This window comes from Leptospira johnsonii (assembly GCF_003112675.1).
GTDB classification, from domain to species: Bacteria; Spirochaetota; Leptospiria; order Leptospirales; family Leptospiraceae; genus Leptospira_B; species Leptospira_B johnsonii.
On the sequence record NZ_BFAY01000008.1, the window covers coordinates 50,025 to 64,949 of the forward strand.

18 protein-coding genes are annotated in these 14,925 nt (G+C 41.1%); 2 read left to right on the forward strand and 16 right to left on the reverse strand.

Annotated features, from left to right (window positions below; all coding sequences use genetic code 11):
- Positions 1-2 precede the first annotated feature (2 nt).
- The 16 genes from LPTSP_RS07745 to LPTSP_RS07820 all read right to left on the reverse strand — a co-directional run bounded on the left by LPTSP_RS07745 (position 3) and on the right by LPTSP_RS07820 (position 12,751).
- Positions 3-1,208: a beta propeller repeat protein gene (locus tag LPTSP_RS07745; protein ID WP_108928252.1), complete on the reverse strand. Its 1,206-nt coding sequence runs from the start codon at positions 1,206-1,208 to the stop codon at positions 3-5.
- Complete coding sequence (locus LPTSP_RS07750; RefSeq protein WP_108928253.1) at positions 1,205-2,392, reverse strand: hypothetical protein; 1,188 nt, start codon at positions 2,390-2,392, stop codon at positions 1,205-1,207. The genes LPTSP_RS07745 and LPTSP_RS07750 overlap by 4 nt, the downstream gene beginning before the upstream one ends.
- Positions 2,392-3,339, reverse strand: a complete 948-nt coding sequence (locus LPTSP_RS07755) for a hypothetical protein (protein WP_108928254.1) — start codon at positions 3,337-3,339, stop codon at positions 2,392-2,394. The genes LPTSP_RS07750 and LPTSP_RS07755 overlap by 1 nt, the downstream gene beginning before the upstream one ends.
- A complete protein-coding gene (locus LPTSP_RS07760; RefSeq protein ID WP_108928255.1) occupies positions 3,336-4,601 on the reverse strand; it encodes a baseplate J/gp47 family protein in 1,266 nt (421 codons plus the stop codon). Before LPTSP_RS07760 ends, LPTSP_RS07755 begins: the two co-directional genes overlap by 4 nt.
- Positions 4,601-4,990, reverse strand: a complete 390-nt coding sequence (locus LPTSP_RS07765) for a contractile injection system sheath initiator (RefSeq protein ID WP_108928256.1) — start codon at positions 4,988-4,990, stop codon at positions 4,601-4,603. The genes LPTSP_RS07760 and LPTSP_RS07765 overlap by 1 nt, the downstream gene beginning before the upstream one ends.
- An 18-nt stretch (positions 4,991-5,008) precedes the next feature.
- Positions 5,009-5,677, reverse strand: a complete 669-nt coding sequence (locus LPTSP_RS07770) for a Gp138 family membrane-puncturing spike protein (protein WP_167396422.1) — start codon at positions 5,675-5,677, stop codon at positions 5,009-5,011.
- Entirely contained in the window at positions 5,674-6,468 is a 795-nt protein-coding gene (locus LPTSP_RS07775) for a phage protein (RefSeq protein ID WP_108928257.1), read from the reverse strand. The genes LPTSP_RS07770 and LPTSP_RS07775 overlap by 4 nt, the downstream gene beginning before the upstream one ends.
- A complete protein-coding gene (locus tag LPTSP_RS07780; RefSeq protein ID WP_245915510.1) occupies positions 6,465-6,809 on the reverse strand; it encodes a phage baseplate plug family protein in 345 nt (114 codons plus the stop codon). The genes LPTSP_RS07775 and LPTSP_RS07780 overlap by 4 nt, the downstream gene beginning before the upstream one ends.
- A gap of 2 nt (positions 6,810-6,811) precedes the next feature.
- A complete protein-coding gene (locus LPTSP_RS07785; RefSeq protein ID WP_108928258.1) occupies positions 6,812-7,378 on the reverse strand; it encodes a phage baseplate protein in 567 nt (188 codons plus the stop codon).
- Position 7,379: 1 nt separating this feature from the next.
- Positions 7,380-9,110, reverse strand: coding sequence for a phage tail tape measure protein (locus LPTSP_RS07790; protein ID WP_108928259.1), 1,731 nt, complete (start codon positions 9,108-9,110; stop codon positions 7,380-7,382).
- Between the two features lie 3 nt (positions 9,111-9,113).
- Positions 9,114-9,317, reverse strand: a complete 204-nt coding sequence (locus LPTSP_RS07795) for a hypothetical protein (RefSeq protein WP_108928260.1) — start codon at positions 9,315-9,317, stop codon at positions 9,114-9,116.
- Positions 9,298-9,684, reverse strand: a complete 387-nt coding sequence (locus tag LPTSP_RS07800) for a hypothetical protein (RefSeq protein WP_108928261.1) — start codon at positions 9,682-9,684, stop codon at positions 9,298-9,300. The genes LPTSP_RS07795 and LPTSP_RS07800 overlap by 20 nt, the downstream gene beginning before the upstream one ends.
- A gap of 84 nt (positions 9,685-9,768) precedes the next feature.
- On the reverse strand, positions 9,769-10,188 hold the full coding sequence (locus LPTSP_RS07805; protein ID WP_108928262.1) for a phage structural protein: 420 nt from the start codon (positions 10,186-10,188) through the stop codon (positions 9,769-9,771).
- 12 nt (positions 10,189-10,200) lie between these two features.
- Positions 10,201-11,229: a DUF3383 family protein gene (locus tag LPTSP_RS07810; RefSeq protein ID WP_108928263.1), complete on the reverse strand. Its 1,029-nt coding sequence runs from the start codon at positions 11,227-11,229 to the stop codon at positions 10,201-10,203.
- A 3-nt stretch (positions 11,230-11,232) separates the two neighbouring features.
- Positions 11,233-11,766, reverse strand: a complete 534-nt coding sequence (locus tag LPTSP_RS07815; RefSeq protein ID WP_108928264.1) for a phage neck terminator protein — start codon at positions 11,764-11,766, stop codon at positions 11,233-11,235.
- A gap of 343 nt (positions 11,767-12,109) precedes the next feature.
- On the reverse strand, positions 12,110-12,751 hold the full coding sequence (locus LPTSP_RS07820) for a hypothetical protein (protein WP_135354750.1): 642 nt from the start codon (positions 12,749-12,751) through the stop codon (positions 12,110-12,112).
- 203 nt (positions 12,752-12,954) lie between these two features.
- Here LPTSP_RS07820 and LPTSP_RS07825 point away from each other — a divergent pair, with 203 nt between their 5' ends.
- Together LPTSP_RS07825 and LPTSP_RS07830 are read left to right on the forward strand one after the other, a co-directional pair.
- Positions 12,955-13,656 carry a lysozyme inhibitor LprI family protein gene (locus LPTSP_RS07825; protein ID WP_108928266.1) on the forward strand — a complete coding sequence of 234 codons (702 nt, stop codon included), beginning with the start codon at positions 12,955-12,957 and terminating at the stop codon, positions 13,654-13,656.
- Positions 13,657-13,950: 294 nt separating this feature from the next.
- Positions 13,951-14,913, forward strand: coding sequence for a lipin/Ned1/Smp2 family protein (locus tag LPTSP_RS07830; protein ID WP_108928267.1), 963 nt, complete (start codon positions 13,951-13,953; stop codon positions 14,911-14,913).
- The last annotated feature ends 12 nt before the right edge of the window (positions 14,914-14,925 follow it).

Below are 14,925 nucleotides of genomic sequence, written 5' to 3' on the forward strand. Positions count from 1 at the left end.
ATTTATCCTAAATATCCGGCATCTAGACCAGAACCGGAAGTCATGACACGCATACTGCCTCCCGATGCAACCGCAGCAAAAAAACCTAATTCAGGTACCCAGCAAACACACTCCCATCCACTATCTGAAGGAACCGATCTTATAGTCCAATTCGTTCCATCAGGAGAAGTCATGACACGATTGCCTGTCCCAGTTTTTGCTACCGCAACGAACAGATACAATTCCGGAGACCAGCAAATGGAAGTCCATAGATTATCTGCTGCACTCAATCTGGCAGTCCAATTCGTTCCATCAGGAGAAGTCATGACACGATTGCCTGTTCCATTAAAAGACACTGCTACAAACAAATTTAACTGAGGAGACCAACAAATGGAGCGCCAGTTATTTGCAGGAGTGCCGGTACGACTAGTCCAGTTAATGCCGTCAGGCGAGGTAATTACTCCGTTTGCTCCACCATCACCTACTGCTACAAATAGACTCAACTGAGGAGACCAACAAGTGCCAACCCATAGACTTGTGGGACTCACTCGAGAGGTCCAGTTAATGCCGTCAGGAGAAGTCATTATTGAATTTGTTCCACTTCCACCCACAGCAACAAATAGACTCAACTGAGGAGACCAGCAAATGGAAGTCCACGCATTACTTGGACTAACTCGAGAAGTCCAGGTAATTCCATCAGGAGAGGTCATTACTCGATTGGTTCCACTATTGCTCACAGCTACGAATAAACCCAGTTGAGAGGACCAGCAAACTGAAGGCCAAACGTTATCTCCTGATATCGGTCGAGCAGTCCAATTAATTCCATCAGGAGAGGTCATTACTTGATTACTAGAATTAGTCACTCCGACTGCGACAAACAAGTGCAATTCAGGAGACCAACACACTGAAGTCCAAACATCGGCTGCCGGAGTAACTCTTAACGTCCAAAAATCTGCAAACCAACCTGAAAACCTTTTCAAGGGAAAAAGACTTTTTGCTCTTAAAGCCAACGCCTTTGCAGAAGGAGCAATCGAAGTAGAAGGAGAAGACCAATTAGGTGCATTAGAAAGTTGTGATTGAGGATCAAACTGGGTTTCTAAAAAATTAACCTGGTTTTGCAGCTCATTATCGTTTGCATATAGTCTAGAAAACTCCGTTCCGAATAGTAGACCATCATCTGGGGAAGTTCGAGTAAATATTGTATTAGGATTATTATTTGGGATCGTCATCTTCCGATCCCGTTTCGAGTTGTCATAACTCGGTTTCCTGTACCAGTAGAACCTACTACAGTAAAAATTCCCAATTGAGGAGACCAACTAACAGATCTCCACGCAAGAACAGGGCTAGATCTTAATGTCCAATTGATCCCATCCGGAGAAGTCATCACAACGTAGGAAGCCGCCTCAGAAACACTTACGAATAATCCTAATTCGGAAGACCAACAAACAGAAGACCAGGAGTTGTTTATAGCATTTGGACGAACCGTCCAAGTGATCCCATCAGACGATGTCATCACTGCATTATCATTAAATGCGGAAACTACTACAAAAATTCCCAATTCCGGAGACCAACAGATAGAACGTGGAGATGCGTCAGGACAAACTCCTTGTACCCAATTAAGCCCATCAAAGGAGATCATAGTAATGTTTGCGGACGATGCTGAGGGAAGAGCTACAAAAAGGCCCAATTGAGGAGACCAACAAACTACTCGCCAATCCCCATTCACAACATTTGAACCCAAATTCCAATTAACCCCGTCAGTAGAAAACATGGCACGACCTTGCATTCCTACTGCCACAAAAATACCGAGCTCAAGAGACCAACAGACAGAATACCATGAAAAGGAACCGATAGGAGTAGTACGAATAGTCCAAGTGATCCCATCAGAACTAGTCATTACTTGATTAGAAGTTCCCGAACTTGCAACCGCGACGAATATTCCTAGCCCGGAAGACCAACAGATTGATTGCCAATTATTGTCTGCCGGAGTGGAGCGTATTGTCCACGTAACACCATCCGGACTGGTCATAGCTCGGTTTCCCGCGCCTGATATGCCAACTGCAGCAAAAATTCCTAATTCGGGAGACCAACAAACAGACATCCAAGAATTATCTGCTGCGCTACTTCTATTCACCCAATTATCTAACATCCATCCTGAAAACGTGTTCAAAACTCGCTTCACTTTTAAGTAGGCTGCTTTCACAGAAGGAGCTAAGTTCGTAGGTGGATTGGACCAATTAGGAGTATTAGAAATAAATGAAGTAGGTGATAGTTCATTCTGCAAATCAGTTACTTGAGCTTGCAGAGCGTTATCGTTTGCATACAATCGTTCAAATTCAGAGCCGAATAAAAGGCCATCGTTATGCGTGTTTCGATTGAAATTCGTATTCGGAGATGGATTTGGAAGAGTCATTAAAGTGGAACCTCCCTCAATTTGAAATCGTAGATTAAAGTAGAGTTCTTTGGCTTGTTTGGAAAAGTATCCTTAAAGATCGGAGTATCGTCGGATAGGAACACTATCTCATTGATATTCTCTCCGTTTTCTTCGGTAAAACCTATATTGATCGTATATTCTCTCGTGCCATCTGGCAATTGGTGAATACGCACAGGTTTACGAACTAATTCGTGTTCAAGTTGTCCGGAAGAAGGAGGAGGAATTACATTTCCTCCACTCCCGATAGCTGCCTCGTCGATGATATAATTTGCTTGCGGGGTCCAATACGTTAAGCCGTCGAAAAGACCTGTTCCGTCCAAAGTTTTCGTTCTTTTCGTTCTGGCACCTTCTCTTGAATCTAAAAAGACAAATCGTATTTTAGTCTTTGCATAAACACCTGCAGGTCGGATCAAATCCACCGCTTTTGCAAGTAATGTAGGTACCTTAAGATAATCTACTTCTCCTTCTATTTCGATTACGAAGGATGCAGGACGTTTTTCATCCGGATCAAGTGGATCGTTTCCATCCAGCACTCCTTGATCGTCTAAAAATAACTCTGAATCTAAGTAAAATTCTTTAGGAATAAATACTGCTCCGGTTTCGAGACCGGCAACGTTCTTCCCTATTTCAATAATTTCAGGAAGAGTTCCTTTCGCCAAACGTTTGCTAATTGCGATCAGTATGAATAAACGATAGATATCGTCATCGTATCCAGGTTCTCTAGTTTCATTTACCAAAGAGCCTAGTTGATCCAAATTTACTCCGGACGCTAAATATATGTGTTCCAGGTCCTTGATAGCCTGTAATTGGATTTCTATTTCATCGAATTCTGCAGAGACAATTTTCCAAAGCTTTCCTAACCAAGAATTTTCATCTCGGTTCAAAATGGATTCTGGAAATTTCTTGAGTAATTCTATTGCGCTCATGGTGTATAGTAAACGGTAATATTGGATGTGAAGGTCTGTGCGTATTCGGAAGGACCGATCGCCAATTTGGATACCCAAGTCGGATCTGGAGGGATGGTCCCGAAAGTATTGAAAGATAAATAAACTATTACGTCATCGATCCCTTTGATCCCATCAAAGTTTGCGACGATCTGCCACGCCATCACATCAGCTCCGAGATCAAGCCCAGGATACTCAATAGATTGACCGCCAATCGTATCGACCCCACCTACAAGTTGAATGGCTCTAGTGCGAACGATATCCGCGTTAGTTGCAACCCATTCCGAGTTTTTAGTTATCTTAACGGCAATATAAACATTTTTAGAACTTGGAACAGCCCAATTCATCGTATGAGCTTGTCCATTTGCATCCGTTACCGATTTCGTTCTTTTATTCGGTCCTTCAACAGCAAAGGTTTCTATTCCGGCTGGTTTAGAATTAAAAATGGCTTCCGCTATACTCTGTCTATAGAGATCTTCAGGATCTCCTCCGGAAATCAGCGGTGGAGTTCCAACCACCACGATCTCTATCGAATGTGGCGGCCTTCCTTCATCTATAGTACTCTTTACATTTTCATAAACAAAAACGGAAGAAACACCGCTAACGCCCAAGATAGTTTCTCGAATAGCAGGTAAAGAAGATCCGCCGGATGCTCCTCGATCTTTGTATCTTTGCCTTAATTCTGCATCGGATTCTATAGGTCCTCCACCTGTGGAAGGAGCAGGATTTGTAATAGAATTGATGCCAGGCAGTTGAGTTACGATTTCCGTAATGGTTCCGGCGGCGACTACGGTTTTTCCGCCTGTCTCTATGCTACGGAAAGAAAAATCTGTTCCCGCGGCATTGGTAATCAGTCCCGGCTCAATCACTTCGAACTGAATTCCGGTAGGAGTTTGTACAATAAAACCGGATGAAACTTCTGCGCTTAAATCTCCAAGAACTTTCAAAGTAACAGTAGATTTCCTTGCCGGGATCCTGGAAAGTCCTCCTTGAGCAACGATCCGATCTAACTGAACTCCTTCGGCTTGGTTTATAAATTTTGAATAATATGTTTCTTCTAACCCTTGCCAGACTTCGTCAAATTCTCTTGCTACGTTCTGAAGAATAATCCCTAACTCTCCGTAAGGAGAGAGATCAATCTCCGGTCCAAAGTTCTCTTCCAACTTGGCTCTATCTTCCAAGGATTGGAGAATATCTGCATATGATTTGCGAATAAATCCCTGAGGAGTAACTCCAAAAGCCATTACACTTCTCCTGAGACCGAATTCGAAAGAGTTCCGAATTTACTTTCGACTTTGAATTGGATCGTAACTTTCCTCGCTTTAGGATCAAAATCAGCATCTAAGGAAAGAATATTAGTCACTGCCGGCTCTTTTAAAATTGCTTGTCTGATCTCGGCAAGAAACCCGGGACGAAAGAATATTTTATGGTCTACTAAATTAAGCCAATCAACTCCTTCATTCGGGGCCAGATACCATTCTCCTAAAAACATTTTAAGCCGATTTCCTAGAATCTGACGAAGAGCGTCAATTCCTTCGAGCATAACTAGCCGTCCTCGATTCGGGGCTAAATCATTCGCCCCTTGGCTTTTAGTGTAAACTAAATCGTTGTTCTCAATCTTTAATGTTTTCATAATATAATAATAAATTCCTTATGATAAGTTTCCGGTCGAAGGGCCACCGGTTTGGGCGGCCGCAGTTCCCGCCGGAGCCAAATGTGTGTGGCCATTAAATTTAGATTTAATTTCTCCGATCGAAACTCCTCCGTCTGCTGAAGTTGAATTACCTGTTTCAACAATCACATCGCCGGATATTTTTCCGTTAGATTCCATATCTCCGGTTACTTCAATTCCATCAGATCCGATTGATAGTTCGGTTGAGCCAACCTTCAAAGTCAATTTTCCATCTTCGAACTTGATCATATTCTGTGGCTCGGTCCATCCTTGCTGGGCAATACGACCGATCAAACAGGCATTCTCTAATCCAAAAATTTTAGAGTCCGGTCTGACTTCCTGTTTCCTTCCGCTCCCTGCTAAACTATTAGAAATATCGAATGTAGAAAAGCCGACCCAAACTAAATCGCCTCTTTGATAGAAAGGTTTAATATAACATTCTTGTCCTATTTGCACATATTGTACTGGAATTCCAGGGATCACAGGGAAATTGGAAACTTCGTCCAATTCATTCTTCTCTCTTACTAAAGGGAGTACATCCGCTCTCATTGTGTCCGCATCGAAAGATTCCACTTGGCAAACCATACCAAGCTGCATTCCTCTTCCTTTTTTATCCGTATATCTATCCAGTAATTCTGCGAAACTCATGCTGGTATCACCTCGAACTCACAATTAGCGTCGCCAAAGGTTGAAAAATTTTTCGTACCTTTTACGATCTTCGCCGTCAGATTCACGTCCTTAGATTCAATCTTAACGATCATACCGACACAAAGAGAATAAAGAAACAAAGTCTTGATCTTATATCCCTTTGCGGTTTTTTCAGGCTTTTCCAAAAGGCCGGAGAATGAATTTAGTAATGTAACCTGTTTCTTTTTTGAATTTTTAGGTTGGAGAGTTAATAAACCGTTACGAAAATAAAATTCCGATTTTGTATCAGCAGCGATCTTGCGAATGGAATCGCTAAACCCACGAACCGTAATTGAATCGTACGTCTTATTCTCCCCTAACTCGATCTCTCCCGGATCTATGCCTATACTTTTACAGGCATCCTTAATCACGGAAATGGCAGAGGATTTCTTATAACTCTTATTAACGATTGCAGTACTCCACTTAGTAGTAGAGTCTGAGATCTTAACCTCTAAAACTCTTTCTACTCCGTTCTGGGAAACTGAATAATTGATCGCTTCTCCCAACACTACAGTGCCTGAATCTTCTTTATATCCGGCACTTACCGTCACTTTTGGGAATATTTTTCCGGATCCTTTTTTCTTAGCTTCGAATACACGTATCGTTTCCGGAGAAGGATTATATAATTTTAAAGTAGCCGATTGCAGATTCCCAATTTTCTGTTCCTGAGTGAACTCTATAGAAAATGGAGGATAAGAGAATTCTCTTCCTCCGATATTCACTTTTGCGACTCGATTAAAAAGAGTGCTCATTCTTCCACAGACCTTCCAAGGATCAAAAGGATATCATTCCCAAACATTTTCTGATTTACGATCTGGCCTTGGAGCACACGATTCTGCTCGATCTCCTGTGGATTCAATGGAATGATCAAGCGGCTAATGCCTAAATTTTCGATCTGCGCATCGATAAGCTCTCTCGCATAACAAATCTTAGTCGTAAATAGGATATTCGCATCCGAATCCAAGATCGTACATGTATAAAAATCAAATCTTTCATTATACAAGAAACGGAAAGAATAAGTCTCCCCTATTGTAAAATCCTTCTCAATGGGGATTTCACTCGAAGAAATAGGCAAATATTCTAGATCGATCATACTTATAATCCACTGCAGATACTTTTGCTTGCACCTGCATTTCCAGAAACTTGTTTTGTAGCCGTGGCAGCAGCACCTGTTTTTGGGACCGGAGATTTCAGGGTGACTTCTACTTTTCTTGGTTCGGCTATTACTATTTTTTTCAACCTTAGGCTTAACTTACGTCCGTCGCCTAGGTCGACTGCTTGCTCTTCTGAAACTGATTCAATGATTAGACTTTCTATTATTTCGTCGTAGGAATAAAAGGCGATAATTACCTTCTTGTCCATCCAATCGTATAGAAGCGATAATCGTTCCTTAACTTTTTTGTTTATAAACGATAATGGATCTAATGGATCCCAGTCGGAATCGGAAATGATTGCTGTTAAGGAAATTCCGATCGGCTCGTCGGTAACATGATCGGTTATATCCGATCCTTTTTCTACCGCATGGCTTGTGGCATTAGCGCTACGATCCTTGGAAATAGAAATAGTTGAATCAAATATAAGATCGGTTCCATCACCCTTCAGATATGTTTGGGTTCTTTCCCCGTAAAATAAACTCTTGGCTCTTTGAACAATTGCAGGCATATTAGGTAATCGCTAATCCCAATTTTGCTGGTAAAATATCTTCGGACAGTTCATCCAAAGCACGCATAACGGCTTCTTTTATTTCTGTCCCTGCCTCATTAGAGCCGGAGACATTAACTGTTAGAGTTCCGACAACACTTTGAACTACAACGGAGCCCCCTCCCGCTCCATTCGGCATAATTTTCCCGGAACTTCCAGGTGTGAATAGTTCCGGTCCTCTCTCTCCAACTAGGTAAGATTTTCCTGCGGAAACAACTCCACCCGAAGCTCTAGCTCCACTTAGACTACCCAACATTCCTCCGCTACCTGTTTGAGCGGAGCTTCCACCTACAATACTAGAAAGTGATTTTGCAGCGGTTAAAACCCAATCGGGTATTAAATCCTTCCAATTGATGGAAGAAAACGCGGTTGTGATGGAATTCACTAAACCGATAATCGCTTTTTTGATTTGGTCGAAATAGAAATATAAAATCGAAATGGGGAAAATAGCCATGATCAGATATTTTCCGTAAGTATTAGCGAAATTTAATAAGGAATTGAATGCATTTTTAATCCAATCGATCCCGGCCCCAAACCATTTTGCAGCATTTTCCTTAAATTTCTCAAAGGGTCCGAAGAATTGACCAAGGACAGATTCACCTCCGGTGATCCACGCATATAGATCTGCGATCACGAGAATAATTGCACTAATAGCTAACCACCACCAAGAGAATGTTCCGACCAGTATGAGCAAGATCCCTTGGAACATGCGTGTCAAAACCACAGACTGTTTTACATAGTCCAAGAAATTAACAAAATAACCTAATATAGTAGCGAATAATTTAACAAAAGGAGTGAGAATTGGGAGAAGTAAGTCTCCGAAAGCTGCCGTCAAGTTGCTGATTGTAGTAGCTAATTGCTCTTGAGCTCCTACATTTGAGTACGCATATCGATTGTATTCTTCCTGTATCTGCACATTCTTTTCCAAAACTTTTGAAAGCAATTCTCTTCGTTTGGTCTGGGAATTTAGATCGTCCCCGTTCCCGATTGCCTTTGCCTGATCGATATATGCGGAAAGAGCAGCATTATTCTTAAGAAGACCAACATCTCCTGTTTCGATAAACTTTTGAGCTTCTTCGAACAAAGAAGAAGTTGTTTCACCAGAGATCTTGGAAAGTTTTTGAAAACTGTCCATCGACTGTTTTACGAAATCGAGAGAATGTCCGTATTGAAGTGCATCTTTCGAAGCAGTTAATAATTCGCTCTCAGAAGCAAATCCGTTGGTTTCTTTTTTTACGTTGGCGATCGTTTCTGCAAGAGCTTGGTATCCCTGAGCACCGGTCAGCCTCTTCAGCTCCATTCTTTGTTTTTCCAACGCCCTAGCTGCGTCTAGATCTATGAATTGTGAAGGAATACCTCCCGGTAAACCTTTCGTAACACTCCCAAGTTTTGCCCATTTCGATCTGCTCGCATCGGCAATCTTCGAAAAATTCTTTTTAAAAAGTTCCGTACTCGATTTAAAAGAAGCGGAAAGAGAACTTCCGATCTTCTTCATCCATGATACTGCGTTTTTCCCCCAGGAATTCAATTGATTGAAAGAATTTTTGTAGAAACTATTTAAACTTTTACCCCAAGATTTTAATTCGGCAGAAGCGGATTTAAAGGCCTTCGTTAGATCTTTTCCGAAGGAAGCTTGGAGTTTTTCAAATTGCTTCGCAAGCTTCTGCATTTCTTTTATCCAATCTTCGTTCATGAATTATTTTCCGCCTGATTTGTTTGCTGCCTGTTTCTGCTCTTTGATCATTCTATCTACGAGTATATTCGCTTTTGCTAAATCTCTTGGATGCATTTCGCAAGCTTCCGAATAAGTTAGAATGCCGTTTACAACCGGTCTCCAGATCGCGATTTCTTCGTCGAGTTCCTGTTTTAGTCGAATTTCCTCAAGACGATTGATTTGCAAGAGACGCTTTACCGTTTCTTGCTCCATTTTCTGGCCAGGAAAATCCGGGCTCCAACTCCCCTCTAAGAAATCGGGGAAGAATGATTTCCCATACCTCCTCTAGTTCCCGGATCCAAGATTTTAATTCAGCCTGCTGTAATATTATGGCTTTGCCATCCTGTCCCAAAGGTCCATCAATCGATAATTTTGTAGCGCCTTTTCCAGGAAAGACTACATGATCGAAGCAGTATTCTAATACCACAGAAAGATCCATATTCCCATCGGCGATCTTGAACATCTTAGATTTCAATTTAATCCATTCTTTCGATCCTGGATGTTGGAGAACGTATTCTTTTCCGCCGACTTGTATCGTTTCTTGGTAAGACATATTATGATTCCTTTGTTTATTTTTTTAAATGTTCTTCGCTTCCGTATTCACTTAGAAGTTCCGGAAAGCGAATTTCAATATCGATCAGCTTAAATGTGCTTTATTTAAATCCGCGCAGGTTAAAACCCATTCGACTCCGCTTTCTTCCACACCGAATTCCTTATCGGGATCGGTAGAGACCCAAGCCTGACTTGCAACCGCCACGAATTTCCCATCCGAATTATTCTTTACCATTACAGGGAAAGTGTTCGGTAGGTTTTTTACCAGATCCAAAAACGCGTTATCCGGAGAAGTTCCCTTCAAAGTGAAAGTGATCTGCCCGGAAGTATTATTATTCTTTGTTCTGGAAACTTCTCCCCTTGCGCCTACATGAGTTTTATAAACTTCATTATCGGACCGCTTAACGGAAATGAATGTACCGTCAAAAAATCCTGAAACTAATCTTCCGGAAACGGAAAGAGTAACCTGGTTCGGATCGTATGTTCCTAAAAATTTATCAGCCATTATAATATTTCCTTAAACCGTAATTAAGCCGTTAACATTTACTTTATGGATCGCTCCGGCGAGATAATAAACGAATCGAACTCCTTTCAATTCCCTATTAGCTCTGTCGTTTACAGAAAGATCCGCTCTTCTTGGAACAAAGACTTGGCTCATATAGACTTTATCATCCGATAATTTCAGATCATCTTCTGAAGACGCTCTTGCAACGATCCCTGCGTCTCCTGCCCTCTTCAGAACGTTACGCACCACTCCTTCCACTTGAGCAATACCGGAATCATCCAATGCTATCTTCTCATTATTCAAAAATAAAGAAAGTAGATCCGTTTGAAGTTGATCTTCGACCCAATCCTGTCCGACGATCACATCGATAAATTCCCCGGAAGTGGTTGTTCCTTCATTCACATAAGTCGCTCCGGCCATTTCTTGTAAAGCTTGCCCTTTGCTCGTACGAATTGTAGTCAGTTCGGTTTTGGTGAAGCTGGAAGCATTTTGGCCGTTTAAACGTTTCCACTTAAATGTGGTTGATCCAGGTTGTTTCGGGATATTCTGTCCAACCCAAGCACATTCAGGAAAATCGCCGGGAGCATTATTATGAATGAGATAAGCTTCTCTATCTACATTCCTAGAATCAAGCGAAGTTATATCCGATGAGCATCCGAAGAAAAATTTCTTATTTGCATTCGCCCAAGTGCCTGCCGCATTCAGATCCGTCTTGGTTCTCGAAGTGATACAGACTGCATAAAAATTATCATCCGATTCACGTAGTTCGTCCAAAGCATCGGCAATCGTGTCCGGCGATACTACGATCATGATATCTTCCGGCTTAGGAGACTGGGCAAACATTGCGGCAGCCATTTTATACACGTCATCGGAAGAAGTAAAACCTGCCGATGTTAGATCAGTTAAATCGGATGCTATATGCTTCTCCAAAGCAGTAGCGGAACTATCCCCTGCTTTCAAGATCAGCGGTCGAAACGATTTTTGCGTTAACCCTTGGGTTCCCCGAGTGATATCTATTATGATATCATTAATAAATGCCATTTGCTAAACCTCTACCTCTAGATTTTCATTATGACTGCCGAATTCTTCGGTGATTTGGATTTTCGAAATTTTCTCTATTTCTTCCGTATATTCAAACGTATAATCGAATCGAATATCGAAGCCAACCTGATAGAGCCAGGCAGAATTTTCAAAAACACTTTTGTCTTGAACGTTAGTAGCCACAAAGCGTGGAACAATAGAATGTTCTTCACAAAAAGAACGATTATCAGGAGAACCGAACCAATGAAATACGTTCATAGCAGCGGTTCTTGCATTCTCGAGACTCTGAGTATCAAAAAAATTGAATGAATACGTATCCTGGTATTTTTCAAACCTGGTTCTAACTACTACTGTAGGATCTCCAACCTTCTCCGCGCTAGTCTGAATATTTCGATAAACCGATTCCACCAAACAAGATATTGATCGATACACCCCAAGCGGATAAGCACTTTGCTCTTCGTCAAATCTGAGCAAAATTACCGAGGTATCGGATTGAATTCTCTGAAAAACAGCTTCTACAACGGCACCGGGGATCATTTATACTTAAAAACCCTTGTTAATAATATACAGAAGCAATTCATCAAAGACACAATCTCCAAAAAAAAGACAAGTAATTGCAATTTAAAATTTCATTTTTGCAAAATTAAACTAAATTATCCAATTTGAGGTATTATAAAGACGTTTGATAAATTAACGACATTTAATGGAAGCTTAGAGGCAAACAAGTAAAAAAAGGTTCCAACTAATCCTATAATTTTCTATAAATTGGACAATTGTGCAGAGCTTGGAAAGAAAAAGGACACACTCTGTTATCCGAATAGACAACAGAGTAAAACTTTCGAGGCGGTTTTATACGGGCGTCGTGATTGAAATTACGTTTTTAGGATAAAATAGTAACGGCAGTGTTTTGATCTAAAACGCAGTAACACAAGTAAGGTTGAGAATGAGCTAAAATTGCCTGTTCTATGGTTCTAAAAAATTCCGACCAGGGTGCATCAGTCCAAGTTGAGTTCAAAACAGTGCAACCTGCACTAGCCATTTCTACAAATTTGGAAGTGCTACTTTTGGCATGGATATCGATCGCAAAAAAACCGGCCTGAGTCACAGAGATAGATTCATCCTTCCACTTAAACCATGGTTTACCATTTTGATGAGGAACATATCTATTAACAGTGACTTGCGCATATTGGTTCAAAGCCTTATGCCCTCGATGCATACCTAACTTATATTTATAAATTCCTTCCACAATCCGCGCTGTTCCAGCTGGATTCATTGGCTGATTCAACCAATAACGGCCCGGATCTATCGTGCAGGCGTATATTTTAAATTCCAAAGATTTATTCACGGTCCGTATCAAAAAGAGAGCATCATTGTATTCGTTGATGTTATCGTTATTCGTCTTTACAATGCCATCCTTAAAATCGATACCTCTTATGCCGAAGAGTACCCAACGATCATAAAGTAGGCCGTATTTTTTAGAGCCGTATGCCATAAGACGTTTTACGAATTTCTTCGTATCCATTGTGCCTCGTTTACGCAAGATCGGCATGTAAATTCCCCTAAGAGCGTTGCGCTCAAATCAACTGTAATGGCGCAAAATAATTCTTCCTCGAATATCGTGTCAACCAAGATCCATTATATTTCTCTTTTAAACGAATATAATTGGCTCAAAAGACAAATCTCGAAAAATCATTGTCTTTCACCCTTAGATAATAAAATCCCTTCATGCGCCTTCAACTTTCCTCAGCGTTCCTGCTCCTACTTGCGTTTTCCCTTTTCCCAAAAACATCCGAACCGGCGGATCCTTGCTCCAAGATCAAAAGTAAAAACGATCAGAAAAAATGTTATTCCAAAGAATACCAAGCCGCAGACAAAGAATTGAATGTGACTTATAAAAAGATAAGAGAAGCTCTCTCTGATTCTGAGAAAGAAGATTTAAAAAAACTACAAGTTCTTTGGATCGGATACAGGGATGGAATTTGTGAAGGTCCGATGTATTCTTCGGATGAATCGGGTATCGAAACGATCGCCTGCAAAACAGAGACTACTGCAGAAAGAACAAAATATTTAAATCATGTTTGGAAATTCGGCACTGCATCTAAAGAAGGACTTGGCTCCTATACGGATGGTTTCGGGGGAAGTTTAAGACTATTCCGAGATAAATCGAGTAAGAACATCCAATTTTCCTTTGAGGTTGTCAGAGGTCCTATTGCTCATCTGGGAGAAGTAAGTGGAAACTGGACTCCAGTTAAAGAAGGTAAATGGAACTGGGCTTCTACAGAAGGTTGTAAAGCAGAAGATCCGGACTGCTGCTTGTTGGAATTCCAATATTCACAAAATAGGATAGAGGTCGAAGAGGTGTCTTGTTCGGCGTATCACGGAGCGAGAGCTTACTTCGGCGGAAGTTATAGATATGAATTTAAGTGAATAAAGTAGAGCGCCTAACAGTTTGCCTTCGAACTAAAATCATGGACTGTTCTTTATTCTTTAGAAGTTTCTTATATATGAATTATATATAAGTTATTTATAACGGATGTATCCTCTACGTTCATTCATTAGTATTTTGTATTTCTACATGTTGTCACACTCGTATTTTTAGTTTCTTCTTGCTCTGCATGTGCAGCTCCAATATATTCGCCGCTGTTTGGAAAATTTTTGTAATCAGTTTACAAAAATTATTTCGAACGAACTTACAGATGAAAAAAATATTTGGAGATCCCTATGCGATTCTTTTTGTTAGCCTTGTGCTTAAGTGCGTTCTCAGTTGGCCTTTGGGCGGATTGTCCGGACTACACTACTCCTTCTAACCCTCCCAGTTTTTCGAAACCTACCAAAAGAAATTTCCGTAATTTCGGGAATACAATTTTAGCCGGTCTTTATGTGCCTTATCATATGGTTTATGATACGATCGTAAAATCAGGTTCGAACGCGACTATGGTTGGTAAATTCGATTATGATGCGGTATTTCACAAGGATTTGGAAGGTGAATACATTCACGTTTATATCTACGGAACAGCAATGAGCGGCTGGACCTACGTGGGACGTTACACGACGAACGGTGATGGCAAGATTACTGCAAACTTGGGAGTCCGTGCAACTGGCGATTATATAGTTCGCATGGTGGTAGAAGGTGATCTTTCTAGTGCGGACGGTTATTTGACTGTGGCTGATCCAGGTCGCCAAACCGTTTTATTCGATGTGGACGGAACCTTGACCACAAATGATTTCGAAGCCCTTGCAGATTATGCAGGTATCAAAATTGCCGACGCATATTATTACGCTCCGGAAACTGTGAATGCATATCGTAATAAAGGTTATCAGGTCGTTTATTTGACCGGTCGTCCTTATTGGAATACCAAAGATACTCGCGAATGGTTTCCTAACAAAGGAATGAAATCTTGGCATTACCATCCTAGTTCCGATTATTTAGGTGCGAATGTTCAGGGTTACAAAACGGATTATATCAACTATTTGCGTAATACCGTTGGCTTGGATATTATCCGCGCTTATGGAAATGCGACTACTGATATCGCAGCTTATGCAGCGAGTGGTATTCCAAAATCGGATACATGGATCATAGGAGAAAATGCAGGTAAAGAAGGAACACAGTCCATCACTGGGAACTATTCACTTCATTACAATACTGTAGTTGCAAGTACTCCTCAATCTGCTTCCTGCCAGTAGAAATTTGTTAGA